General features: G+C 72.3%; 19 protein-coding genes. 9 read left to right on the top strand and 10 right to left on the bottom strand.

Translation table 11 applies throughout. The annotated features are described in order from the left end of the window. Positions 1-35: 35 nt before the first annotated feature. The 3 genes from RM479_RS24725 to RM479_RS24735 form a co-directional block, all read right to left on the bottom strand. Positions 36-1,115 (bottom strand): hypothetical protein, encoded by a 1,080-nt coding sequence (locus RM479_RS24725; RefSeq protein WP_311514099.1) that lies wholly within the window; start codon positions 1,113-1,115, stop codon positions 36-38. After that, a complete protein-coding gene (locus RM479_RS24730) occupies positions 1,112-1,717 on the bottom strand; it encodes an RNA polymerase sigma factor (protein WP_311514100.1) in 606 nt (201 codons plus the stop codon). Before RM479_RS24730 ends, RM479_RS24725 begins: the two co-directional genes overlap by 4 nt. Positions 1,718-1,787: 70 nt before the next feature. Further along, positions 1,788-2,750, bottom strand: coding sequence for a lysylphosphatidylglycerol synthase domain-containing protein (locus RM479_RS24735; protein ID WP_311514101.1), 963 nt, complete (start codon positions 2,748-2,750; stop codon positions 1,788-1,790). Between the two features lie 147 nt (positions 2,751-2,897). Here RM479_RS24735 and RM479_RS24740 point away from each other — a divergent pair, with 147 nt between their 5' ends. Continuing rightward, positions 2,898-5,519, top strand: coding sequence for a bifunctional FO biosynthesis protein CofGH (locus RM479_RS24740; RefSeq protein ID WP_311514102.1), 2,622 nt, complete (start codon positions 2,898-2,900; stop codon positions 5,517-5,519). A gap of 198 nt (positions 5,520-5,717) precedes the next feature. Here RM479_RS24740 and RM479_RS24745 read toward each other — a convergent pair whose 3' ends face one another. The 4 genes from RM479_RS24745 to cofD all read right to left on the bottom strand — a co-directional run bounded on the left by RM479_RS24745 (position 5,718) and on the right by cofD (position 12,192). Then, positions 5,718-8,069: a chitinase C-terminal domain-containing protein gene (locus tag RM479_RS24745; RefSeq protein ID WP_311514103.1), complete on the bottom strand. Its 2,352-nt coding sequence runs from the start codon at positions 8,067-8,069 to the stop codon at positions 5,718-5,720. 152 nt (positions 8,070-8,221) lie between these two features. Continuing rightward, entirely contained in the window at positions 8,222-9,484 is a 1,263-nt protein-coding gene (locus tag RM479_RS24750; protein WP_311514104.1) for a glycosyl hydrolase family 18 protein, read from the bottom strand. Between the two features lie 429 nt (positions 9,485-9,913). Then, complete coding sequence (locus RM479_RS24755) at positions 9,914-11,209, bottom strand: coenzyme F420-0:L-glutamate ligase (RefSeq protein WP_311514105.1); 1,296 nt, start codon at positions 11,207-11,209, stop codon at positions 9,914-9,916. Then, entirely contained in the window at positions 11,206-12,192 is a 987-nt protein-coding gene (gene cofD, locus RM479_RS24760) for a 2-phospho-L-lactate transferase (RefSeq protein ID WP_311514106.1), read from the bottom strand. Before cofD ends, RM479_RS24755 begins: the two co-directional genes overlap by 4 nt. A gap of 261 nt (positions 12,193-12,453) precedes the next feature. Between cofD and RM479_RS24765 the strand changes: the two genes are divergently transcribed. The 4 genes from RM479_RS24765 to RM479_RS24780 all read left to right on the top strand — a co-directional run bounded on the left by RM479_RS24765 (position 12,454) and on the right by RM479_RS24780 (position 19,640). Next, positions 12,454-13,761, top strand: a complete 1,308-nt coding sequence (locus RM479_RS24765; RefSeq protein ID WP_311514107.1) for a hypothetical protein — start codon at positions 12,454-12,456, stop codon at positions 13,759-13,761. A gap of 239 nt (positions 13,762-14,000) precedes the next feature. Continuing rightward, entirely contained in the window at positions 14,001-14,288 is a 288-nt protein-coding gene (locus tag RM479_RS24770) for a WhiB family transcriptional regulator (protein WP_274808622.1), read from the top strand. Between the two features lie 327 nt (positions 14,289-14,615). Then, entirely contained in the window at positions 14,616-18,023 is a 3,408-nt protein-coding gene (locus RM479_RS24775; RefSeq protein WP_449590058.1) for a glycosyltransferase, read from the top strand. A 3-nt stretch (positions 18,024-18,026) separates the two neighbouring features. Continuing rightward, complete coding sequence (locus RM479_RS24780; protein ID WP_311514109.1) at positions 18,027-19,640, top strand: DUF5719 family protein; 1,614 nt, start codon at positions 18,027-18,029, stop codon at positions 19,638-19,640. A 98-nt stretch (positions 19,641-19,738) separates the two neighbouring features. On the opposite strand, the gene RM479_RS24785 is transcribed toward RM479_RS24780, so the two are convergent. Continuing rightward, the gene (locus RM479_RS24785; protein ID WP_274808619.1) at positions 19,739-20,134 is read right to left on the bottom strand and encodes a metallopeptidase family protein; all 396 of its coding nucleotides are present in this window, start codon (positions 20,132-20,134) and stop codon (positions 19,739-19,741) included. 224 nt (positions 20,135-20,358) lie between these two features. Here RM479_RS24785 and RM479_RS24790 point away from each other — a divergent pair, with 224 nt between their 5' ends. The 4 genes from RM479_RS24790 (at position 20,359) to RM479_RS24805 (ending at position 23,932) form a co-directional block, all read left to right on the top strand. Continuing rightward, entirely contained in the window at positions 20,359-20,736 is a 378-nt protein-coding gene (locus RM479_RS24790; RefSeq protein WP_274808618.1) for a DUF3499 domain-containing protein, read from the top strand. 83 nt (positions 20,737-20,819) lie between these two features. Beyond that, positions 20,820-22,172, top strand: coding sequence for a phosphomannomutase/phosphoglucomutase (locus tag RM479_RS24795; protein ID WP_311514110.1), 1,353 nt, complete (start codon positions 20,820-20,822; stop codon positions 22,170-22,172). Positions 22,173-22,236: 64 nt separating this feature from the next. Further along, entirely contained in the window at positions 22,237-22,413 is a 177-nt protein-coding gene (locus tag RM479_RS24800; RefSeq protein WP_274808616.1) for a Trm112 family protein, read from the top strand. Between the two features lie 196 nt (positions 22,414-22,609). Beyond that, complete coding sequence (locus RM479_RS24805) at positions 22,610-23,932, top strand: protein kinase domain-containing protein (RefSeq protein WP_311514111.1); 1,323 nt, start codon at positions 22,610-22,612, stop codon at positions 23,930-23,932. 58 nt (positions 23,933-23,990) lie between these two features. Here the strand turns inward: RM479_RS24805 and RM479_RS24810 are convergent, their stop codons facing one another. Both RM479_RS24810 and RM479_RS24815 read right to left on the bottom strand, forming a co-directional pair. Next, positions 23,991-25,127: a hypothetical protein gene (locus RM479_RS24810; RefSeq protein WP_311514112.1), complete on the bottom strand. Its 1,137-nt coding sequence runs from the start codon at positions 25,125-25,127 to the stop codon at positions 23,991-23,993. 109 nt (positions 25,128-25,236) lie between these two features. Then, positions 25,237-25,629 (bottom strand): MerR family transcriptional regulator, encoded by a 393-nt coding sequence (locus RM479_RS24815; RefSeq protein WP_274808613.1) that lies wholly within the window; start codon positions 25,627-25,629, stop codon positions 25,237-25,239.

A 25,629-nucleotide genomic window follows, 5' to 3' on the forward strand; every position in this document is an offset into this window, starting at 1 on the left:
GTCCACCGCGCGGCTCCCGGGCCCCGACCGGCTTCCTACAGCGGCCAGTCGTCGGTCCAGCCCATCTCCTCGTAGACGACGTACCGAGTGTGCTCGCCCGGCCGCCGCCAGGCCGCATGGGACGTCGAAGGCTCGATGACGATCGTCTCGTAGGAGAGCGGCATCGCGGTCTCCGGGTCGAACAGCAGCCGGTATTCGAACCGCCCCGAGGTGCCTTCCCCGGCGGTCTGGGAGATGCCGACCGCCGGGCGCCCCAGAACGTCCTCGCCCTCGAAGGGCACCGCCTCCGGGGCCTGGGCGATCATCGCGTAGATCCCCGCCCGCACCTCAGGCGATGCCGGCAGGACGGCGGCGTCGTGGTAGGGGAGCAGGGGTTCGTTGCCGGGGCGGACCGTTGTGCCCAGGCCGAACTCGTGCCGAAGCCCGTCCGGATCGGCGGGCAGGTCGAACACGTCCGAGCCCTCTGCGAGGAAGCGGTCCCCGACCGGGGTGTACCGGTCCTCGTACGGTTCGCCCAGCTCCAGGGGGAACTCTCGGGGGATCTCCATCTCCTCCCCGTACAGGGTCTCGGTCCACCGCTGGGGGGAGCCGTCCCGCTCCCAGGCGGCGCGCTGCCCCTCGGAGGCCAGTTCCCAGCTGTTGCCCAGGGGCCGGCCGACCGACTGCCAGGAGGTGGTGTCCCGCCAGTACTCGGCCGGGCTCCGGTACAGGATCGCGTAGGGGTCGTCCTCCGGCCCCACCCCCATGGACTCGGTCCGTTCCACGCTGGTGTACCACACGGTCCCGGTCTGCTCCTGGGCGCCGATCTTCTCGATGAGCGGCCCCATGGTGTCGAGCGGATCGGCCCCCACGGTGCCCTCGGTCGCCTCTTCGGAGGGGTCGGTGGCCGGGCCCACACCGACCGTGAGCGAACCCGGGAACACCACCAGCGCCAGGAACACGGTGGCCGCCGCGACCAGCGCGACACCGCTCAGCACCAGTGGCAGCATGCGTGGCCGGCGCACCGACCGGAGGCCTTCGCCGCCCGGCCGCCAGCCGGTCAGCAGCGCCAGTTCCTCCGGGGAGCGTTCGGAGATCTCGGACCTCAGGGTCCTCAGGTGGTCGAGCTCGTTCACCGGGTCACCTCCTCGTGGTCGACGGCGGACGCGGGCAGGTCGGCCCGCAGGCGTTTGCGGGCGCGGTGGAGCCGCGAGCGCACGGTGCCCACGGGGATGCCCAGCACCGAGGCGACCTCCTCGTAGGTCAGCTCGCCCCAGGCGATCAGCAGCAGGACGTCGCGGTCGCCCTTGGACAGTCCGGCCAGGGAGGCGGCCAGGGAGGCCGAGACCGAGTCGGCGTCCACTCGTGCCTCCACCCGGTCGGCGTGCCCCTCCAGGACCGGGTCGACGCCGGTCCGTGCCAGGGCGCGGTAGTGGCGGGTCTCGGTGCGGTGGTACCGGCGGATCAGGTTGGCGGCGATCCGCCACAGCCAGGGGCGTGCGTCGGGGTACGCCGGGTCGTAGCGGTGCCGCTTGCGGAAGGCGATGTGGAAGGTCTCGGCGACCACGTCGTCGGCCTCGGCGGGGCCCAGTCTTCGGGCCGCGTAGCGGTGCAGCGCGGGTGCGTGCCGGCGGAAGATCTCACCGAAGTCGGTGGGTTCGTGCAGTGACCGGCGGACGACCGACGCGTCGCTCTCCGCTCCTTCGGGCCCGTGCGCCCAGGAGGCGGTAGGGGGCATGGGGGGTCCAATCCGTGGGGACGCCAGGGACGTGCTTCTACCTGTGTTAGCCCGATCCCCGCAAAGGGGTTCACGACGGTCCGGACCGGGACCCGTCCGCGTCCACCAAGCGGCCCCCCAGCCGCGACAGCGGCACCGACAACCCCGCCCATGCCACATCGGCGACCGTCATGACCAGACGCGACAGCACCGCCGCCACCAGCGCCGCCCCGGCGTCCACCACCGGGGCCAGGGCCACCACCAGCACCGCCTCGCGCACCCCCAGCCCGGCCGGGGCGAACACCACCAGCAGTCCCAGCGTCCACGCGAGCGCGTACGCGCCCACCGCCGGGGCCAGCGACCCCCACGGGTCGCCGCCCACCGCCCACGCCAGCAACCACAGGTGCAGGCCCAGCGGCACCCACGCCACCAGGGTCCACCCGAGCGCCGCCGCCATCGCCCGCCCGCCGATGTCGAGCGGACCGGCCTCCGCCACCTCTCGGAACCGGGCGAACGGACGGGCCACCAGACGCACGCCCCACCGCACGACGCGCGGGTGCAGGCCCGCGAGCAGCAGCGGGGCCAGGGCCAACGCCCACCACCAGGTCCGGGCCGCCTCCACCGACGACAGCGGCAACGCCACACCCGCCACCGCCAGGCCGGCGGCCACCGTCACACCCACCGCCAGCAGGGTCGCCGCGGTCCCCCGCACCCGGGGCACGTCCCGGTCGCGGGCCAACTCCACCTGGGCCACGAACGCCCACACCGACCCCGGCAGGTACTTGCCGAGCTGGCCGACGAACATCACCCGGGCCGCCACCGGCACCGACAACGGCGATCCCAACCCCGCCAACAGGGCCCGCCAGGCGAGCATCTGCGCGGTCAACCCGGCCATGCCGGAGAGCACCGCCACCGGCAGCGTCCACAGGGGCAGCGCCGAAGCGGCGTCGCGCGCCTGTTCCCAATGCCCGCGCAACGCCCATCCGGCGCACGCGCACACCAGGACCAACAGCGCGAACCGTACCCAGGGGTCACGGCGCAGCCGAGAGAGCACCCGGTCCCTCCTCACATCTCCTCCGCCGACCCTACGCCGTCCTTCCGGACGCCCGGCGTGACCGCGTCGTCACGGCGGGGCCGGGGCGGCGGGATCGGGGTGACGCGGTCGACGGTTCCGGAACCCCCGGGGCGTAGGGTGCCCCCTATGACCGGTGCGAACGAATCCGACCCCGCCCCGAGCCCGTCCGCCATGCGTCGGGCCCTGGCCCGGGCCCGGGACGGCAAGACCCTCGACGTCACCGAGGCGGAGGTGCTCCTGCACGCCCGCGGCGAGGACCTGGACACCCTCCTGGGGTACGCCGAACGGGTCCGTGACGCGGGCCTGGAGGCGGCCGGCCGGCCCGGCGTCGTGACCTACAGCCGCAAGGTGTTCGTCCCCCTGACCCGCCTGTGCCGCGACCGCTGCCACTACTGCACGTTCGCCACCGTGCCCGGCCGGCTGCCGGCCCCGTTCCTGTCCCCCGACGAGGTCCTGGACATCGCCCGCCGGGGCGCCGAGACGGGCTGCAAGGAGGTCCTCATCACCCTCGGGGACCGACCCGAGGACCGGTGGGAACAGGCCGCCGAATGGCTCGACGCCCACGGGTACGACGACACCCTGTCCTACGTGCGCGCCATGGCCATCATGATCCTCGAAGAGACCGGACTCCTGCCGCACCTCAACCCCGGGGTGCTCACCTGGGCCGACTTCCAGCGACTCAAGCCCGTCGCCCCGTCCATGGGCATGATGCTGGAGACCACCTCCCGGCGGTTGTTCACCGAGAGGGGGCAGGCCCACTACGGCAGCCCCGACAAGGACCCCGCCGTCCGCCTGCGCGCCCTGGAGGACGCGGGCCGCTCCAGCGTCCCCTTCACCACCGGCATCCTCCTGGGCATCGGCGAGACCCTCGCGGACCGGGCCGAGTCCATCTTCGCGATGCGCTCCGTCGCCCGCCGTCACGGCGGGATCCAGGAGATCATCGTCCAGAACTTCCGCGCCAAGCCGGACACCCCGATGATGCACCGGCCCGACGCCGAACTCGACGAGATGGCCGCCACCATCGCCGTCACCCGGCTGATCACGGGCCCTAAAACGCACATCCAGGCCCCACCGAACCTCATCGACGGTGAGCACGGCGGCCGTGACGAGTACGCCCTCATGCTGCGCGCCGGGATCGACGACTGGGGCGGGGTCTCCCCGCTCACCGCCGACCACGTCAACCCCGAACGCCCCTGGCCCCAGATCGAGGACCTGGCCGCCCGCAGCGCCGCCCAGGGGTTCACCCTCAAGGAACGGCTCACCGTCTACCCCGAGTACATCCGTGCCGGGGAGCCCTGGCTCGACCCCCGCCTGCGGGCGCACGTCGAGGCCCTGGTGGACCCGGAGACCGGCCTGGCCCGCGAGGACGCGCCCCTGGTGGGCCGTCCCTGGCAGGAACCCGAGGCGGTCCTCGCGCCCACCGGGCGCACCGACCTGTACACGGCCGTCGACACGGAGGGGCGTACCGGGGACCGTCGCGGCGACTTCGACTCGGTCTACGGCGACTGGGAGTCGCTGCGCGAGGGCGTCGACCGCGACGGCGCGCTGCCCCGCCGGTTCGACCCGCGGATCGCCGAGGCCCTGCGCGCCGCCGAGAAGGACCCGGCGGGGCTCTCCGACGAGCAGGCCCTGGCCCTGCTGCACGCCGACGGGCCCGAAATGGAGGCCCTGGCGGACCTGGCCGACGGGATCCGACACGACGCGGTCGGAGACGACGTCACGTTCGTGGTCACCAGGAACATCAACTTCACCAACGTCTGCTACGCCGGCTGCCGGTTCTGCGCGTTCGCCCAGCGCCGCACCGACGCCGACGCCTACACCCTCTCCCTCGACCAGGTCGCCGACCGGGCCGAGGAGGCGTGGAAGGCGGGCGCCACCGAGGTGTGCATGCAGGGCGGGATCCACCCGGACCTGCCGGGCACCGCCTACTTCGACATCGCCGCCGCCGTCCGCGAGCGCGTTCCGGACATGCACGTCCACGCGTTCAGCCCGATGGAGGTGGTCAACGGGGCGGCGCGCACGAACCTGCCGATCCGCGAGTGGTTGACCCGAGCGCGCGAGGCCGGTCTGGGGTCGATCCCGGGTACCGCCGCCGAGATCCTCGACGACGAGATCCGCTGGGTCCTCACCAAGGGCAAGCTTCCGGCGAGCGAGTGGATCGAGGTCATCACCACCGCCCACGACCTGGGCATCCCCACCACGTCCACGATGATGTACGGGCACGTGGACTCGCCCCACCACTGGGTGGCGCACATCAAACTGCTGCGCTCGCTCCAAGAGCGCTCCCTGGAGCGCAACGGGCGGCCGGGGTTCACCGAGTTCGTGCCGCTGCCGTTCGTGCACACCAACGCGCCCATCTACCTGGCGGGCCTGGCCCGCACGGGGCCCACGGTCCGCGAGAACCGGGCGTTGCACGCGCTGGCCCGCCTGCTGTTGCACGGATCGATCGACAACATCCAGTGCTCCTGGGTCAAACTCGCCGAGGACACCTGCCGCCACCTGCTGCGCGGCGGCGTCAACGACGTGGGCGGCACCCTGATGGAGGAGACCATCAGCCGCATGGCGGGCTCGGGGCAGGGGTCGTACAAGACCATCAGCGACATCCGCGCCCTGGTGGAGCCCACGGGTCGGCCGCTGCGCCAGCGCACCACCCTCTACGGTGAGGCCTCCGCGGAGCGCCGCCGCGTGGCCGAGGCCTGCGACGGCGTCGCCCCGAGCATCCTGCGCAGATCCCTGCCCCTCGTCTGAGAGGGTCCGACCTCGGGGCGGCCGTGTCCGCCTCGGACCCGGAGGACGTCGAAAGGCCCGCCCCGCCGTGGCGCCGAGGGTGTTCCGAAGCCGGGAACGGCGAAGGGGCGGGAGCACCGTGATGGTGCCCCCGCCCCTCCCCTCAGGGCCGCGCGGAGCGGGTCCGGGGGCCGGCGGGCCCCCGCGCGCGGCCGGGGGTCAGCAGGACCCTCGGTCGATCCAGACGCCCCACTCGCCGGTGGTGCCCGGCTGGTCGCCCTGCGTCCACCAGCGCGCCTCGTACTCGCGGCCGTCGTGGCTCACCCGATTCCCGCCGGTGTAGACGCTCTGGGCGTTCCAGGCCGGTGCGGTGCAGTCGCCCGGCTCGCCGTCGCCCGGCCCCTCTCCACCGGGCCCGCCGTCGTCGGGACCGTCCACCACGGTTCCCTCGCGCGGGTGGTCGTAGGTGATGGCGTACTCGGTGCCGCCCACCTCGACCCGCCAGTTGGAGGGCTGGGCGATGGGCAGACGCCAGTTGAGGTTGAACGTGAACGTCCCGCCGGCCGGGATCGACTGCCAGCCCGGAACGGTGATCCGCGCCCGGTGGAAGTCGCCGTCGAGGCCGCCGATGTTGTCCGACCGCGAGTGCCCGATCTGGAGGTGGGTGAGACCCAGCCCCGACTGGTCTCCCATGTTGCCCGGGGCGGAGGTGCCGTAGTCGAAGGTGATCTTCGAGCCGCCCGGGATCTCGGCGGCCGAGTTGTTGGTGATGGTCACCTTGGGGTTGATGGGGTAGTTGTTGTCGCCCAGGGCGAACTCGTGGAATTCCACGTCCACGTCCAGGACCTCGGCCGGGGCCTCGGTCTCGGCCTTGCGGGCGCCGTAGGGGCCGGCGTCGCTCAGGGTCTCGTGCAGCGAGGTGATGAGCGTGTCGCCCATGACGTACTGCCCGGCGTCCTCGTCGTAGTCGTAGTCGCCCGCCATCTCCCAGATCATGATGCCGCCCAGACCGGTGTCGGCCACGTAGTCGGCCTTGGCCTGGATGGTTCGATCGGCGTCACCGGACAGGAAGGTGCGCGTCTCGGCGTTCCACCACCACTCGTTCTTCGTGACGTCGTCCCAGTGCCGCTCGTAGGTTCCGACGATCCCGTCGTCCACCCCGTAGTCGTCCACGTAGTCGCCGACCACGCCGTTCTCCAGGTTGAGGACGTGCCACATCGGGTTGGCCCCCGCCGGGATCTCGCCACCGGTCACCGGGTCGCTGTCGTGCCACAGGTTGTCGATGCCGTCGGCCCCGTTGCCGCAGGGGGTGTTGACGCCGGTGCCCGGCAGGCACCGTGTCTGGTCCGGTAGCGCGGAGGTGCCCCACAGTCCGTCGGTGCCGCCCTGGACGTCCTTCCAGCCGCGCGTGTAGAAGGGCACGCCCAGGTTGATCCGGCCCGCCTGCATGGCGCCCCGGAAGTAGTGGTGGGCCCAGTCGGCGTTGAGGTAGCCGATGCCGTTGTAGGCCCCGTACACCGCGCTCAACTCGGGGTCCAGGCCGCTGTCGTACAGCGCCCCGTTGTGGCCGACGAAGTGGTTCCAGGTGCCGTGCAGGTCGTAGGACATCATGTTGACGAAGTCCAGGTACTGCACGACCTGGTGCACCTCCTGGCCGCGCAGCAGCCAACCCGAGGCGGGGACGGCCGCGGTGAGCTGGTAGTACGTGCCGTCCTCTGCGGAGGCCTCGTCGAGCTTCTCGCGCAGGACCCGCATCAGCTCCTCGTAGCCCTCCCACAGCAGGCCGCGCCGGGCGTCGGAGATCCAGAAGTCGTCGGGACTGCCCGCGCCGTTGTTGGAGGTGGCGTACTCGTAGTCGATGTCGAGCCCGTCGAACCCGTATTCGCGCACGAACTCCACGGCCGAGTCGGCGAACGTCTCGATGCCCGCGTGGTTGACCCCCGTCGAGGTCGTCGTCATCGAGTAGAACCCGCCGCTGTCCACCCGCTCGCCGTCGGGCCCGAAGTACCCGCCGGTCTCGGCCCAACCGCCGACCGCGACCAGGGTCTTCACCCCGGGGTGGTCCTTCTTGAAGGTGTTGAGCAGGTTGAAGTGGCCCTCGTAGTCGAGTTCCGGGTCCGGGGTCAGGCCCTCCCAGGTCATCCCGGTGGCCGGGTTGTCGGGGGTGTCGGCGCCCACGGACACGCGGTCGTCCGGACCCACGTGCGCGAAGGCGTAGTTGATGTGGGAGATCCGGTCCCAGGGGATGTCGTCGACCAGGTACTCGGGCTGCTCGTTGGAGCCGTTGCGCCAGCTGGTGAAGTAGCCGATGACCCGTCGGTCGAGGTCGTTGGGCAGCTTCTCGCGGCCGTCGGTGTCGTAGACGTCGCAGTAGGGGACGTCCACGCCGGGGGTCGGGTACAGGCCGTCGGGTCGGCACTCGGCGTCGGTGGAGGCGACGGGTTCCGCCGGTGCGGCGTGCGCGACCGCGGGCGTGAACAGCGCCCCGGCGGCCAGTGCCAGGGTGGCGAGGGCCGCTCCGAGGGAACGGGCCCGGTGTGCGGGCCCACCGCGGGGTCGGGTGTCGGACATGGGACCTTCCTCGTTGTTCTCGGGGGATGCGTCGGCCCCGGGTGAGGGCACGACAGAGGACCCCGCCGGCGCGGGGGCCGGGGGGAGCGTGTGGAGAAGAAGGGGTGGGGCGGGCCGCCCGGCGGTCGCCGGGCGGCCCGGTCAGGGGAGGGTCAGCAGGCGGCGACGAGGCGCCAGACGCCCCACTCGCCGGTGGTGCCGGGCTCTTCGCCCCGCGTCCACCACTGGGCGCGCCACTCGGAACCGTTGTGGGAGACCACGTTGCCGCCGGTGTAGACGTCGCCGCTCTTCCACGCGGGGGCGGTGCAGTCCCCGGGGTCCGGGGTGGGCTGCTCCGTGGGCTGCTCGGTGGGCGGGTCGGTGGGGACGCCGCCGCCCGGGCCGCTCGCGAGACGGTCGGAGACGGTGTTCGCGAACGCGTAGCCGTTGGTGGCGTCCCAGTTGATGGACCAGGTCATCACGCCGCCGATGGGGCCGTACGGGGTGTCGGGGGAGAAGCTCCCGCAGTTCGTCCCGGCCTCCAGGCAGTCGAGGGCGCGGACGATCTGGCTCGGGGCCATGTATCCGCCGCCGGCGGCGGAGGGCACCGCGGGCAGGCCCAGGCCGACCTGGCTCGGTTCCAGCCCCATCTCCAGCTGGATGCAGGCCAGCGCGGCGACGAAGTCGGGCGTGCCCTGGGCGTAGACCTTCTGGTCGCAGCCCATCATCGTGCCGGAGTTGTAGTACTGCATGTTGACGATGGTGAGGATGTCGGAGATGTTCGACGCCAGCTGGTAATAGCCCATGCTCGGGGCCTGGAAGTCGATCGTCTGCGGTGCCATCGCGATGATGAGGTCGTCGCCCGCCTGCCCGTGCAGGTCGCGCAGCGCGTCGGTCAGGTACTGGGCGTTGATGCCGTGTTCGAGGTCGATGTCGACACCGTCGAACCCGTAGTCCCGCATCAACGCGTACGTGGTGTCGGCGAAGTTCCGCGCCTGGGTCGGGTTGGAGACGATCACGTTCCCGAGTTCGCCGCCGACCGAGATGATCACCTTGCGGCCCTCCGCCTGGATCGCGGCGATGTCGGCGCGGAACTGCGCGTCGGTGTAGCCGCCCAGTTCGCCACCGGCCAGGTTGAACGTGATGCCGCCGTCGAGGCTCGGGTGGTTGTCGGCGAAGGCGACGGCGACGAGGTTGTACTCGGAGGGGATCGCGGACAGCGGCATCACGGTGGAGCCGTTGTCGAAGTTGTGCCAGTAACCGGTGAGCCACTGGCCGTTCTGCTGCGCCGCGCTCTCCTCGTTCGCCACGTTGTGGACCTCCGTGGAGGCGGGGGAGAGCTGGGTCGCGCCGATGGCGAGCGCGGCGGTCAGTGCCGCGAACGCCCCGGCCAAGAGGGCCTTCGCCCGGGGGGTGCGGGCTCGGTGACGGTTCATGGTCGGGGGGTTTCCTTCCGTCGAGCGGGGAAGACGAAGGTCGGAGGGTTGAATTGTTAAGAAACTTTAGAGTTGCCTTACTCACGCGTCAATGGAATGGGAAGGAAAGCTTTCAGTTTCATTCGGTACCGGGTTCCCCTCTGGGAACGTGAAGGACGCCCGGAGTTCATTCGTGCTACGGACGGCTCCTCCTCTCACCGAGGACCGGATCCCGGCTCTCCCGCGCCGGGCGGACCCGGTGGGTACGGCCCTCCCGGCGCGGCGCGCTCAGGGCCCCGATCCGCGCACGGCACCGCCGCCCACCGCACGGCCCCGGCTCGGGGGCGCCTTCCGGTGCGGCGGAGGGGAGGGCCGGGCCGCGGTCGCCCGTCGAGGGCCTCCGGAAGACGGACGGGCCCGCCGACCTGTGGTCGACGGGCCCGACTCGGCTCAACGGACCTCGATGAAGTCCTCCGGATCGCGCGGAGGCCGCTCCCGGGGCGGCTCGGCCGCGTGGCCCACCGCCACCGCTCCCATCGGCCGCCAGTGCGCGGGCACCTCCAGCACCTCGCGCACCACACCGGGGCAGAACATCGTCGAGGAGATCCACGCCGAGCCCAGACCCTCCACGGCCAGCCCGACCAGCAGTCCCTGGACACCGGCGCCCATCGCCACGTGGAACATCGTCCGCTCCGCGTCGGCCCGCCGATCGTCCGGGTAGGCGTGCGCCCCGTCGGGCACCAGGAACGGCACCACGAGGTAAGGGGCGCCGCGCAGCACGTCGCCGCGTCGCGTGCGCCGCGCGATCGCCGCCTCGTCGAACCCGTCGCCGCGCAGATCGGCCACCCAGGCCTGGAGCATCGCGTCCAGCAGACGCTTGCGCACCTCCGCGGACTCCACCAGCACGAACCGCCACGGCGTCGTGTGATGCGGGGCGGGCGCCGTGATCGCCGTCGCCACCGCGCGGCGCACCGCCTCGGGGTCCACCGGGTCGTCCGTGAACGCGCGCACCGTGCGCCGGGCCGGCACCACCTCGCGCGAACCGTAGCGGAACAGGTCGGCGTCGGCCGACCGCACCAGGGCCGCCGCCCCCGGTCCGTCCTCCTCGGTGACGACCCCGGTCAGGCCGCTCACGACCGCGACCGGGACCCCGCTCGTCTTGCCCTTGACCAGTTCGCCGGCCGCGGCGATCTCGTCGGCGACCGCGTTGACCGTCGCCTCCATGAGGTTGCCGTGGGTGTCGACCGAGCCCCGCAGGTCCTGTACCGGGGTCACCCCGGCCGCGCCGATGGCCACGTCGGTCTGTCCGACCCGCCAGGGGCGTCCGAAGGTGTCGGAGACGAGCACGCCCACGCGTGCCCCCAGCCGCTCGCGCAGTCCGGCGCGCAGGGCGCGGGCCGAGGCGTCCGGGTCGGCGGGCAGGAGCAGCACGGTGCCCGGTTCGACGTTGGAGGCGTCCACCCCGGCCGCGGCCATCACCAGGCCGTGGCGGGTCTGCACGATCCGGGTCCGCCCGGCGCGGGCCACGACCCGCACCGTCTCGGCGTCGATCGCCGCCTCCCGGTCCATCCGGCGCAGCCGTCCCTCGGCCTTGGCGACGATCTTGGAGGTGACCACCAGGACGTCCCCGTCGGCCAGGGGCTCTCCGGACGCCGCGACCGCCTCGGCGATCAACGCGGCGAGGTCGTCGCCCTCGGCGACCTCGGGAACACCGGCCAGCCCGCGTACCCGCACCCCGGCGCTCATCCCCGGCCGCCCTTGCGCCCGGCCAGCTCCCGGCCCAGGTCCAACGCGGCCCCGGCGATCGCCTCCGTGGCCGCGGGGTCGCTCATGTACAGGGGACGCGAACGCACCTCGATCCCCTCGACCTCGGTGCCCGCGTCGGCTTCGTCCACCAGCCACCCGTCGAGCAGGTCCGCGCCCAGGTGGGCGGCGACCGCCCCGGCGCTCGTCTCGACCCCGATCGCGGTGAGGCAGGCGTCGGCCATGCCGCGCACCGGTGCCCCGCCGATGATGGGGGAGACGCCGACCACCGTCTTGTCGACCATGGCCTCCCGGATCCCGGGGACGTTCAGGATGGAGCCCACGCTCACCACGGGGTTGGAGGGCGGCAGCACGACCAGGTCGGCCTCGGCGATCGCCTTCAGCACCCCGGGGGCGGGCGCGGCGTCCTCCGCGCCCACGCCGACGATGCTCAGCGCGGGCACCGACGCCCGGTACCTGATCCACCACTCCTGGAAGTGGATCGCACGGCGCTTGCCGTCCTCCTCGATGACCACGTGCGTCTCGACCTGGTCGTCGGTCATCGGCAGGAGCCGCACCCCCGGCCGCCAGCGGTCGCACAGGGCCTCGGTGATCGCCGACAACGGGTATCCGGCGGCGATCATCTGCGCGCGCACGATGTGGGTGGCGGTGTCCCGGTCGCCCAGTCCGAACCAGGTGGGGCGCATCCCGTAGGCGGCCAGCTCCTCCTTGACGGTGAAGGTCTCCTCGGCCCGGCCCCAGCCCCGCTCCTCGTCGATCCCTCCGCCCAGGGTGTACATCACAGTGTCCAGATCAGGACATATCCTCAGTCCGAACAGGGTGATGTCGTCACCCGTGTTGCCGATGACGGTGATGGCGTCTGTGCTCTGTTCCCCGGGGGTCGGCGCGTCGACTCCGAGCGCGGCCTTCAGGCCCCGCAGGAAGCGTGCTCCGCCGATACCTCCGGCCGGTACGACTATCCGCATGCGTCCAAGTCTGGCAGGCTGGGAGCATGTACGGGTCGTCTGCCCCACCGTGGGCGCGACCCGGGCGTGACCGTTCCGGTACCGGGAGTTCGCCGATCCGCCGAACCTCGGTACCGTGGCCGCCGTCCCACCTTTTCGGCCCGGTCCTCCGGTGTCCCCACGTTCACGAGCCGGGGCGGGCCGATTCCATCCGACAGCCCGACGATATTGCCACTCTTCCTCTCACGAGGGCGGCGACGAAGCAGCAGAGGGGAATCTCCCTTGAACAACGAAACACTGGAACGCCTGCGCCTACCCGCGGCCTGGGTCCTGATCGGTGCCGTGGGCGCCTCGGTGCTGGCGGGTCTCATCGGTTTGATCTCCGGCTCCGCCTACCCGGGTTCCTTCGCCTCGGCGATGCTCGGTGCGAGCGGTCATTTCTTCGGTCTGTCCGTGGTGATCCTGCTCGCCGTGGCCGTCGCCCTCGTACTGACCTCCGAGCGCACCCGTTCCGCGGCCTTCCCGATCGTGCTGATCGCCCTCATCCTCTCGGGGGTGGGGCTGCTCTTCGCGTTGGTCAACCTCATCGCCGGGTTCATGCTGGGGGCCTCCGCGGGCTTCGGGAACCTCCTGGGCACCCTGAGCCAGGGCGCGGTGCTGGGCATCTTCGCCTTCGCGCTGCTCAAGGTGTTCAACGACCCGACCCTGGTGCCGCGCGCCGCGCCGCAGCAGCCCGCCTACGGCGGCTACCCGCAGACCGGTGCCCAGCAGTCCTACGCCCAGCCCGGTTACCCGGCCCAGGACCCGACCGCGACCGGCCAGCCCGCGGCCGACCCCGCCCAGGCCGTCTCGGGTCAGCAGGCGCAGGGGTACGACGCCTACGGTCAGCCGGTCCAGCAGTACGGCACCGGCGCACAGCAGGCCTACGGCCAGCAGGGCTACGACGCGGCGGCCCAGGCACAGCCGCAGGCCTACGACGCCTCGGGTCAGCAGGCGCAGGGGTACGACGCCTACGGTCAGCCGGTCCAGCAGTACGGCACCGGCGCACAGCAGGCCTACGGCCAGCAGGGCTACGACGCCTCCGCGCAGCAGGGCTACGACGCCTCGGCCCAGTCCTACGGTCAGCAGGCCTACGACGCCTCGGCCCAGCAGGCGGCCTACGGGACGGACCCCTCGGCCCAGCAGGCGCAGCCGCAGGGGTACGACGCCTACGGTCAGCCGGCCCAGGCGCAGCAGTACGGTACCGGCGCCCAGCAGGGCTACGGCCAGTCCTACGACCCGTCCCAGTACGCCCCGCAGGGCGGCGACCAGCAGGCGGCCCCCTCCGGTGAGCAGGCCGCCCAGGACGCCATCAACTACGGCTGGTACCAGCAGCAGGGTCAGCAGGCGCAGCCGCCGTCCGCGGGGTCGGAGAGCGGAGTTGACCCGTTCTTTAACTCCGGTGAGAACAACGGAACGGAAACGACCGACCAGACCGGCGGCGGCTACGGCGGCCAGTACGGATCGACCCCGGGATACGGCTCTGACCAGCAAGGACAGGGTGGGACCGGGGGTCAGCAGGGCTGGTACGGGGGAGAGGGCCAGCGCTGAGCCCTCCGCGAGGGCTCTCGGCCCCCCGTCACCTTGGAACGCCGTGAATTGCGTGGTAATCCACAGAACGGACATGAAGCGAGTGTCGCCGGCACTTCGTTACATGATATTCAGTGGATTACCACGTAGGGCGCTTGACGAGTAGCGCTGCGTCCGCGTGTAATTCCAAGGTGGGATTCCGCCCGGCCTGGGGGACGAAAAGGGCCGGGTACATCTACGGGGGGCAACAGGAGGTGCGCATGAGCGAGATCATCCCGCTGGCGCACGGCTCGGATGAGGATCTGGGCTGGCAGGAACGCGCACTGTGCGCGCAGACCGACCCGGAGGCGTTCTTCCCCGAGAAGGGCGGCTCGACCCGGGAGGCCAAGAAGGTCTGTCAGTCGTGCGAGGTGCGTGCGGAGTGCCTGGAATACGCGCTCGAACACGATGAGCGCTTCGGTATCTGGGGGGGACTCTCCGAGCGCGAGCGCCGAAGGCTGAAGAAAGCCGCCGGAGGGGATTTCGATTTCCTGGCGGACATGCTCTAGGAGGCACGTACGGAAGCGTGTCCGGGCCATGAGCCCGGGCGCGCTTCTTTCATGTTCACGGCCGTTCGGGGGCACGCCGGATTTTGGTGATCGGCACCCTTAGGCGGTGAATGCGCGGATATGCCACCACCGGTACGGACCGGAGTGAATATGCGCACAATGGGACGAGGTGGCGTAGGGTGATGTCCCGCACGCACCCGTGCCCCCGACCCGTGGTCGGGAACCGGCGTCATCGCACGCCCACCGCCCCGGCTCCCGCCCCCCGCCAAGGGCCCCGTGTCCGGGACGGTCGTCCCTTCCCTCTCCCGGAGAGAACCCACCACAGCCGTGCTCGACCTCGACTCAGCCAGACACGTCGTGACCGCGGTCATCGTGTCCCACGACGGGGCGCGGTGGCTGCCGGAGACCATGGCCGCACTGCGCGCCCAGAGTCGCCCGGTGCAGCGCGCCGTGGCCGCCGACACCGGAAGCACCGACGGCGGTGTGGACGTTCTCCGCGAATACCTGCCCCCGGACGCGATCATCGGGCTGTCGGCCGGCACGGGCTACGGCGACGCCGTGCGCGCCGCCCTGGAACTGCCGCGTTCCACCACCCCGGTGCGCGGGTTCGACGAGGACGCCACCGAGTGGATCTGGCTCATCCACGACGATCTCGCCGTCGACGAGGACGCCCTCGCGCACCTGCTGGCCGCCGCCGACCGCGATCCGCGCGCCGCCGTCCTGGGGCCCAAGCTCCGGGACTGGTTCGACCGCCGCCTCCTGGTCGAGATCGGCGTCACCATCGACGGTGCCGGCCGCCGCGAGACCGGTCTGGAACAGCGCGAGTTCGACCACGGTCAGCACGACGGCACCCGCCAGGTCCTGGCCGTGTCCAGCGCCGGCATGCTCGTCCGCCGCGACGTGTGGGAGCGCCTGGGCGGATTCGACCGAGCCCTCCCGCTGTTCCGCGACGACATCGACTTCTGCTGGCGGGTGGGCGGTGCCGGCCTGCGCGCGGTCCTGGTCACCGACGCCGTCGCCTATCACGCCGAGGCCTCCGCCCGTCGTCGGCGCCCCATCAGCGCCACCCGCAACCACCCGCGCCGGGTCGACCGCAGGCACGCCGTGTTCGTGCTGCTCGCCAACCTCCCCTTCGGCGGCATGCTCGCCGCGCTGCTGCGCAACTCCGTCGGATCGCTGCTGCGCGTGGTCATGTACCTGTTCATGAAGCAGCCCGCCAACGCCCTCGACGAGGCGGCTGCGATCACCCTGGTCTACCTGCGGCCGGACAAGCTCCTGCGGGCCCGTTTCCGGCGTCGCCGCGACCGTCGCCGCACCTACAGCGCCATCCGCCCCTTCCTCGCGCGCGGTGTGGCGATGCGCCAGTTCGGCGACTTCCTCACCGGTGTGCTCTCCGGGGAACCGGTCATCGACGCCGGCGGCCGACACCAGGCCGTCACGACCGCGCCCGCCGTCGAGGAGGACGAGGCCCCCACCGACACCGGGGGCTTCCTGCGTCGGGTGGTGTTGCGCCCCGGTCCCCTCCTCGTCATGGGGTTGGCGATCGTCACGCTCATCGCCGAACGCTCCCTGCTGTTCGGCCCCCTCCTGGCCGGCGGCGCCCTGCCGCCCGTCTCCGGCGGCGCCGGAGACCTGTGGAACCTCTACCTCTCCGGTGCGCCCGACACCGGGACCGGCTCCGACGGACCCGTCCCGCCCTACGTCGGGATGCTGGCGCTGTCGTCCACGCTCACCTTCGGCGAACCCCGGATCGCGATCTCCGTGATCCTGCTCGCCGCCGTCCCCCTCTCCGGCCTCACCGCCTACCTGCTCGCCCGCGAGGTGCTGGGCTACCGCCCCGCCCGTCTGTGGATGGCCGCCTCCTACGCGCTGCTGCCGATCGTCATCGGGGCCGTCGCCCAGGGCCGCTTCGGGACCTCCCTGGTCCACATCCTCATGCCGGTGTTGGGCCTGCTGCTCATCCGCCTGGTGGTCATGCCCGCCAAACACTCCAGGCGCGCGGCCTGGGGGCTGGGGCTGACCCTGGCCGTGGCCACGGCGTTCGTCCCCATGGTGTGGCTCCTGGCCCTGGTCACCGGCCTGGTGGTGGCCGCGGCCTTCGGGCACCTGGGCCGCCCGCTCTACACCGGTATCGGCATCGCCCTGGGCGTTCCGCTGGTCATGCTCATGCCCTGGACCCTGGAACTGCTCCTGCACCCCACCCTGTGGCTGCTGGAGGCGGGGCTGCACCGGCCCGGGCTCTCCGAACCCGCGGTCACCCCCCAGCAGTTGCTCATGCTCTCCCCGGGCGGTCCGGGCGCGCCCCCGTTCTGGGTCACCGCCGGCCTGCTCTCCGCCGCCCTGTGCGCGCTGCTGCTCCTGCGCAACCGCGTCCTGGTGGCCGCCGGCTGGTCCCTGGCCGTGTTGGGGCTGCTCGTGGCGGTCCTCGGGGCGCGCCTCGTCATCGAGCCCCACTTCGGGGGGCCTCCGGCGGCGGTCTGGCCCGGGGTGGCGCTGACCTTCGCCGCCACGGCCGTGCTGCTGTCGGCGGCGACCGCCGCCCGCGCCTTCCGCACCATGGTCTCCCTGGGCGGCCCGCGCCGGATCTTCGCGGTCGGCGTCGCCCTGCTCGCCCTCACCACACCCGTCGTCAGCGCCGCCCTGTGGATGTGGCACGGCGTCGACGGGCCGCTCACCTCCCGGGCCGAGCCGATCCTCCCCGGCACCCTGGTCGGCGACGGTGTGGGGCTGAGCGACGACGGCACCGGCGCGCGCACCCTCATCATCACCCCCGACGGCGAGGGCGGCGTGGACCACACCGTGGTGCGCGGACGCGAACCGCGCCTGGGGGAGGAGCGCATCGTCCCCGACGAGGGGACCCGCGCCGCCGTGGACCGCGTCGTCGCCGAACTCTCCATCGGCCAGGGGGGCGACGGCCTGCACCTCCTGGCCGACCACGGGATCCAGTACGTGCTCTATCCGCGCCCCCGGGAGGGCACCCTCACCGACGTCACCATGGTGGACACCCTGGACGGCACCCCCGGCCTCATGCGGGAGGCGCTCTCCGACCGGTACGGGTTGTGGCGACTGGCCGAACCCACGGGCCGACTGCGGGTGGTCTCCGAGGACGGGCTGGAATCGGACCCCGTACGGGTGGACGGCCCCGGAGACGACTTCACCGCCGAGGTCGGGGAGGGCGGCACCGGCCGCCGGCTGTCCCTGGCCGAGACCGCCGGCGACGGTTGGCGGGCCACGCTCGACGGCACCGGACTCACCCCCGTCGAGACCGCGCACGGCACCCAGGCCTGGGCCCTGCCGGTCCAGGGCGGCGAGATCCGGGTATGGCACACCGACCACGTGCACACGGCCTGGACGGTCACCCAGGGCCTGCTGCTGCTCGTGGTGGCCGTCCTGGCCGCGCCGGGCGTGCGCACCGAGGAGGACGTCCGCCTCATCGAGTCCACCCCCGCGCCGCGCCCCCGCCGCCCCGCCGGACTGCGCGTTCCGAACCGCTCCCGCCGGGGCGGTCGATCCCGGGCCGCCGAGCGGGACACCGGATCCGACGGTGGGTCGACGACCGTGGATGAGGATCCCCCCGACACCGGGGAGATCGCCGTCACCGACACCGGGTCGATCACGACCGTGCGGGGCCGTCGCCGCGGTACCCGCCGCAAACCGGGACGGCGTCGGGCGGGCGGCGGATCCGGGACCGACGACGGGGACGCCGGGACGTCGGCGCCCCGGGGGGAGGAGTAGGTCGTGCGACTCATCGTGGAGAACCGGTTCGCGCTGTTCGGTCTGGTCGCGCTGGCCCTGGCCGCGCTGTTCGGCATCGCGCTGATCACCGGGCCGGTGACGGCCGAACTCGGCGTCACGCGGCCCGGGACCGTCCGCCCCACCCACGCCCTGCGGGTCTGCCCCGCCCCGCACGACACCGACGCCGACAGTGTCGTCGCCGCCTACGCCCCCCGGGTCAGCCGTGACGACACCGGCGAACTGTGGGCCGTCCCCGTTCCGCCCGTGCCCGAGGAGGGCGACGCCGAGGAGGGTGACGCGACGGCCGGGGAAGGGGAGTCGGAGGACGCCGGCACCTCCGGGAACACCTCCGGTGACCCCGACCTGATCCTCGGGGAGGAGCTCACCGAACCCGGCAACGTGTGGAGCGTCGACACCGACGGCGCGACCGGGCCCACCGCGATCCACGCCCGGGGCTCACTCGCCTCCGGCCTGGAATCGGGTCAGGTCACCGTGACCGAGGACGGCGTCACCGAGGTGCGCTGCGCCGAGCCCTCGGTGAGCACCTGGTTCGCCCTACCCGGCGGCGGTGACAGCGAGGGCGTCCGGTTGGAGTCCGTCGTCGTGCACCTCACCAACCCCGAGACGTCCCGCGCCACCGTCAGTCTCGACATCCACACCAGCGGCGGACCCTCGTACTCCCTCGACAGCCGCGGTATCTCCATGCTCCCGGGCGAGTCCACCACCCTGGACATCACCGAACTGTCGCAGAGCATCGGCGGTATCGGCGTGCAGGTGCGCACCAGCACCGGCCGGGTCGCCGCCTCCCTGCTCGCCGAACACGTCGAGGGCCCCGTCGACTGGGTCCCGCCCACCGCCGCACCCGCCCTCGAACACGTGGTCCCGGGGGTCCCGCCGGGTGCCGGCCGGCGCCACCTGATCGTCACCGCGCCCGGTGACGACCCCGCCTCGGTGCGGGTCCACGTCATCACGTCGCAGCGCGACGAGGCGGACGAGGAGGACGCCTCGGAGGGCGCCGCCGCCGACCCGCTCGAACTCCAGGTCCCTCCGGCGGCCTCCGCGCGGATCAGCCTGGACACCGCCCTGGGCGGCGCACCCGGCACGGTGATGGTGGAATCGGACGTTCCCGTGGTCGTGGGCGTCGCCGCCGAATTCAACGAGGAGGACGGGGCCGGCGACGATCGCCCGGCCGTCCTGGAGACCGCCTACACCTCGTCGGTCCCGCCGCTGTCCTTCCCCCTGAACACCACGGCGGTGCTTCCCGACGTCCCCGTCGGCACCGACACCCGGCTCGTCCTGGGCGCCCCCGAGGGGGACGTCCGGCTCATGGCCACCCCGATCGGGGCCGACGGGACCCAGGGCGACTCGGTCCGCACCGAGGTCGCGGCGGGCACCACCGTCCTGTTCGGCGGCGACGACGGCTGGACCTCCCCGTCGGGCACCGACGAGGAGGACGGGTACGCCGTTCGACTGGACCTGCTGGAGGGTTCCGGGCCGCTCTACGTCGCCCGGATCATCGCCGACGGCGACGGGCGGAGCGTGCTGCCCGTGCGTCCCGCGCCCGTCGAGGTCGCCCTTCCGGTCGTCCGCGACACCATGGTGGGCGTGGTCCCCTGATCGTGGACGGTCGGGACCCGCGGCCCGGAACCGGTGCCCCGGGGGCGGTCAGCACTGATCGCCCGGCGGCCATCGCCGCCGGGCGGACACCGGTCCGGTCAGCTCTCGGGGTCGACCGATTCCGGTTCCACACCGAGCAGGTTGGCGACCTCTTCGACCACGGTCTCGTGGACGAGGAGGGCCATCTCCTCCGGGTCCTTGGTCCGGATCTCCAACGGACGCCGGTACACCACGATGCGGGCCCGGCCCGAGGGATCGGTCTCCAAACGGGAGAAGGGGATCGCCTCGGTCAGCGGACCCTGCGGCGGAACCGGGGGCACGTCCTCCACGAGGAAGTCGACATTCGCCAGTTCACGGGCCCACAACCTTTCCAGGCGTTCGACCGCGTCCAGGACGAGGTCGTCGAAGGCCTGCGCTCGGCTGCGGGACACCGGCAGGTCGGAGGGCACGAGAGGACCGCGAATGCCTCGGCCCCGGCGGTCCCGGCGTCGCACTCGGTCTGGTTGGCCATGAGAAGGGCGCACTCGTCGCACCCTTCGAGACTAAGCCATCACGGGCGCCACGCGTAGTCCCGCCCGGCACGCTCGTGCCCGGATCCCTCGTTCGGGCGCCCCGAAGGACTCGGACCGGCACCGGTATCGCGTTGGAGACCACGAAACGGACGAGGTCGTGGAACGATGCTGGCGTGTCCCTCAGTAAAGGCATACAGTCGAACGCTGTGAGCCCTGTTCGACGCTGCTCCCGAACCGCCTGCCGGCAACCCGCCGTCTTCACGCTCACGTACGTCTACGCCGACTCGACGGCCGTCCTCGGTCCGCTCGCCGCCTACGTGGAACCGCACTGTTACGACCTCTGCGCCATGCACGCCGATCGCCTGACGGCGCCGCGCGGATGGGAGGTCGTCCGGCTCCCCGTCGAGACGGTGGGCGGAGGTCCCGGTAGCGACGACCTGGAGGCCCTCGCGGACGCCGTACGTGAGGCGGCGCGCCCGCCCGCGCGCCCGCCCGACGATGTCGAGGAGGGCGCCGACACCATGCGTCGTGGACATCTGCGGGTGGTCCGCTCCGACCCGTCGCGTCCGGATCCCCGTGCCTAGAGAGCGCTTGCTAGGTTGGTACCGCGCGCGGCCCGCCTCCGCGCGGCGACCATTCGGAGCAGGACGACCCGGCCGGAGAAGACGTGGCAGACCTCGCAGGCATCTTCAAGGCATATGACGTACGCGGTGTGATTCCGGACACGCTCAATGCGGACATCTCCCGGGCGATCGGCGCGGCCTTCGCCCGGGTCGTCGGCGGACCGGCCGTCGTGGTCGCCCACGACATGCGGCCCTCCTCGCCGGAACTGGCCCGGGCCTTCGCCGACGGGGTCACCGGCCAGGGCGTGGACGTGGTCTTCACCGGGCTCGGTTCCACCGACCTGCTCTACTACGGCTCCGGATCCCTCGACCTGCCCGGCGCGATGTTCACCGCCAGCCACAACCCCGCCCAGTACAACGGCATCAAGATGTGCCGGGCCGGAGCCGCCCCCATCAGCTCCGACACCGGACTGGCGGAGATCCGCCGGCTCGCCGAGGAGGGCGTGCCCGCCCACGACGGCCCGGTCGGCACCGTCACCGAGCAGGACCTGCTCTCCGGATACGCCGAGTATCTGCGCTCCCTGGTGGACCTGTCCGGGATCCGGCCGCTCAAGGTCGTCGTGGACGCCGGCAACGGCATGGGCGGCCACACCGTTCCCGCCGTCCTGGAACAAGGAGCGCCCCTGGAGATCGTGCCGCTCTACTTCGAACTCGACGGCACCTTCCCCAACCACCCGGCCAACCCCCTGGACCCGGCCAACATCGTCGATCTCCAGAAGAAGGTCCGCGAGACCGGCGCCGACATCGGCCTGGCCTTCGACGGCGACGCCGATCGCTGCTTCGTCGTGGACGAGGGAGGCGACGCCGTGCCGCCCTCCGCCATCACCGCCCTGGTCGCCGTCCAGGAACTCGCCAAGCACCCCGGGGCGACGATCATCCACAACCTCATCACCTCCCACGCCGTCCCCGACATCGTCCGCGAACACGGCGGCGTGCCGATGCGCACCCGGGTCGGCCACTCCTTCATCAAGGCCACCATGGCCGAGACCGACGCGGTGTTCGGCGGCGAGCACTCCGCCCACTACTACTTCCGCGACTTCTGGAAGGCCGACACCGGCATGCTCGCGGCCATGCACGTCCTGCGCGTGCTGGGCACCGACGGACGCCCGCTGTCGGAGATCACCGCCGAGTACTCGCGTTACGCCGCCTCCGGTGAGATCAACTCCGAGGTGGCCGACGCCGCCGAGCGCATGGTCGCCGTGCGCGAGGCCTTCGCCGACCGGGACGGCGCCACCGTCGACGAACTCGACGGGCTGACCGTCGAACTGCCCGGCGGCTCCTGGTTCAACCTGCGCGCCTCCAACACCGAGCCGCTGCTGCGACTCAATGTCGAGGCCGCCGACGCGGAGTCGGTCAACGGGCTGCGCGACGAGGTCCTGGCCATCGTCCGCTCCTGAGAGGGGGCATGATGGAGGGTGGGGCGGTCGGCCGCCCCACCCGGGACCACGAGGAACGAGGACCATGAGCACGAAGATCGACGACTGGCTGCTGGACATCCTGGCCTGCCCGCAGAGCCAGGCGCCGCTGCGCCACGACCCCGAGACCGACGAGTTGGTCTGCGACGAGAGCGGTCTGGCCTACCCGATCCGGGACGGCATCCCGGTCCTGCTGGTCGACGAGGCACGCAAGGTCGGCTGAGCCCCGGGCGGCGGGCGGGGAGCGGGATCCGTGTCGGTACCGGATGGAACGTTATGAACGTTCCGGTAGTCATAGCGGGTACGGCGAAGTGAGAGACTTCGTCTCCGAGGGGTGACGGACGCACCATCCCCCACCCCCACGGCCCGTACCCTTTTCGTGCGCCCCCCGCTCACCACGACCTCCCTGGAGGACACCGATGCCCGGTCCCGAACCGCTACAGCCGAGCGATCCCTCCGCGTTCGGCGACTACAGCGTGACCGGACGTCTGGGCAAGGGCGGTCAGGGCATCGTGTACCTGGCCGAGGACCCCCAGGGCGACGAGTACGCGGTCAAGGTCCTCAACGACCAGTGGTCCCGCGACAGCGACCTGCGCAAGCGGTTCGAGAAGGAGGTCCGCGCCGCGCAGAAGGTCGCCTCCTTCTGTACCGCCGCGATCATCGACGCGCGACTCGACGGCGACCCGCCCTACGTGGTCAGCGAGTTCGTACCCGGCAGAGACCTCCAGGAGACGGTCTCCAAGGGAGCCCCGCTGCGCGGTTCGGCCCTCCAGCGGCTGGCGGTCTCCACCGCCACCGCGCTCGTCGCCATCCACAAGGCCGGCATCGTCCACCGTGACTTCAAGCCCGGCAACGTGCTGCTCGGCCCGGACGGGCCGCGCGTCATCGACTTCGGCATCGCCCGGATCGACGACGGCACCGCCACCATGACCAACTCGATCGTCGGCACGCCCTCCTACATGGCGCCCGAGCAGATCGAGGGCCACGGCATCACCGACAAGTGCGACATCTTCGCCTGGGGCTGCGTCATCGCGTTCGCCTCCAGCGGCCGGGCTCCGTTCGGCTCCGACACCGTTCCGGCGGTCGTGCACCGCGTCATCAGCGCCCCGCCGGACATCGAGGACGTCGACGAGGAGCTGCGCCCCATCGTCGCCACCTGCCTCGACAAGAACCCCGCGAACCGGCCCACCGCCCAGAGACTCCTCATGCGGCTCCTCGGCCACGAGGACACCGAGGCGGCCCCCTCCACCGAGGACGCCGTCAAACAGGGTGAGCAGATCGCCCAGACCGGCCTCATCGGCGGTGACCAGATGCCCGCCGTGCGCCCGCCGACCGGCCCCCAGGGCTCGTTCGGCCACCCCGGCGCGTCCGACCCCCGGCCCGGTTTCCCCGGGCACCCCGGCACCTCGAACCCGCGCCCCGGTTTCCACGGCCATCCCGGGATGTCCAACCCCCGGCCCGGTCTGCCCGGACACCCCGGCACCTCCAATCCCCAGCAGGGCGTTCCCATGGGGATGCACGGCCACCCCGGGCCGTCCAACCCTCGGCCGGTCACCCCCTATCCGCAGCAGCCGTACGGCAACCCGCTCGCCACCGGCAACCCCAACCAGACCTACGGGCCCCCGCCGCGGCGGCAGCCGCAGGAGGACTCGATCCTCCAGCAGAGCTGGGTCATCCCCGCGGTGCTCATGACCATCCTGATCCTGGTCCTGCTCCTGGTCCTCATCATCGTGGCCAACTGATCCCCACGTCCTTCCGGGCCGGCGCCGTGCGGTGCCGGGCCCGTCGCGTCTCCCCGGATCAGACCCGGGTGAGCGCCCCCATCGCCTGGGAGACGGCCTCGTCGACCAGATCGCGGATCTGCGGCCACCGGTCGTCCACACAGTCCGTGGGCATCACGGTCACACTGTCGGCGATCGACACCCCCGGCACGTCGCGCGCCCCCTCCGCCGTGGTCAGCCTCCCGTCCACGATGACCGCCAGCACGCCCGTGCGGGGTCGCCCGATCTCCTGGGTCACCACCGTGAGAGTCAGCACCGCCTCTCCCACGGCCAGCTCCAGGGTGCTCCACCAGTGCGCGGCGCCGGGTGTGAGCACGGCGCGCCCGGTCTCGGAGGGGCGATCGCCCTCCTCCGTGTCATCGAAGCCGCCCGAACGCACCAGGACCCGGGCCCCGGGGTCCAGCGCGCGCAGGATGAGACCGACCGGCTCCCGACGCGAACGCAGGTAATCGAGGATCCGGCGACGGGTCACCGCCGCCAACGGCGGCACCGGCCCCCGTGGCGGGGGCGGCGCCCCCGGCGGCGTCCAGCCGAGTTCGTCGCGCAACGCCGCCATGACCGCGCGGGCCATGGCGGAGACGGTCTCGGCCAGGCGTTCCCCGGGGGACAGGCCGGTGTGCGCGGGCGGGTGCGTCGGGGGCAGCGGCGGGAAGTCCGACCGGCGCAGTACCAGGGCGGCCGTCACCCACGGCAGCAGCCGTGGCGCCTCGCGTCCCTCGTCCAGCTCGGTGACGATCGCCAGCGTCTCGATGTAGATCACCGCGGCCCGCACCAGGGGGTGACCCGGGACGGCGGCCGGATCGGCCACGAGGTGGGCGTACTCCAGGGTCAGGGGGTTCCTCGGAGCGCGGAAGGGGCCCGGGTCGGGCAGGGAGTGGACGAGTTCGGCGAGCTCGGCCGCGTACTCGCGGGTGAGCGCCCGCCCGGCCATCCCGTCCACCGTCGCCGAGACCAGGAGGTCGGCGAGCGCGCCGTCGACACCCGCCTCACGGATCCGGGTGCGGATCAGGTCCCGGCGCGCGGTCTCGCGCTCCTCGCGGGGCCAGGCCTGTCGATGCTCGGCCCAGATCCTGCGCAGCCGGTCGACATCGGTGAGCTCTTCGCGTACGCGGTCGGGGAGCCGACCCGGGTCCGCGCTGAGACGTAGGGTATCCACGCTGTCTCCGTAGCCCGTGGACACTCGGGCGAAACATGACGGAGGGCCCCGTCCGTGTCCGCCACCGGCCGCGACCGCGTGTGAACCCTCGGCGATCGGGGGAGTCGGATCACGGACGCCGACCGAGCAGCCGCATCGCCTTCTGCTTCTCGAAGTCCAGGGCGCGGGCCGGGGCGGGCGCCAACCGGCCCAGCCGCTCCCCGTGGGCGCGCACCCGGGTCAGCACCTCGGGCTCGGACAGCACGCGCAACGCGAAGGCCAGCGCCGCCGGCGGGATGTCGAACTCCCGCTCCAGGTCCAGTCCCATCGCGATGGTGCGCAGATCCTCCTCGGTGAACCGGCGGTGCCGGTGTCCGCGTCCCGTGGGCTGCTCCTGGGTACGGGGCAACAGCCCCAGACCCTCCCGGTACCGGAGCATGCGCGGGGTCGTCCCCAGCCGTTCGGCCGCCGCCGAGATGGGCACGGGACCGCCGTGCGCGATCGTGGTGTCGTCCAGGGCCAT

Source organism: Nocardiopsis lambiniae, assembly GCF_031845465.1.
In the GTDB taxonomy this organism is placed as follows: domain Bacteria; phylum Actinomycetota; class Actinomycetes; order Streptosporangiales; family Streptosporangiaceae; genus Nocardiopsis; species Nocardiopsis lambiniae.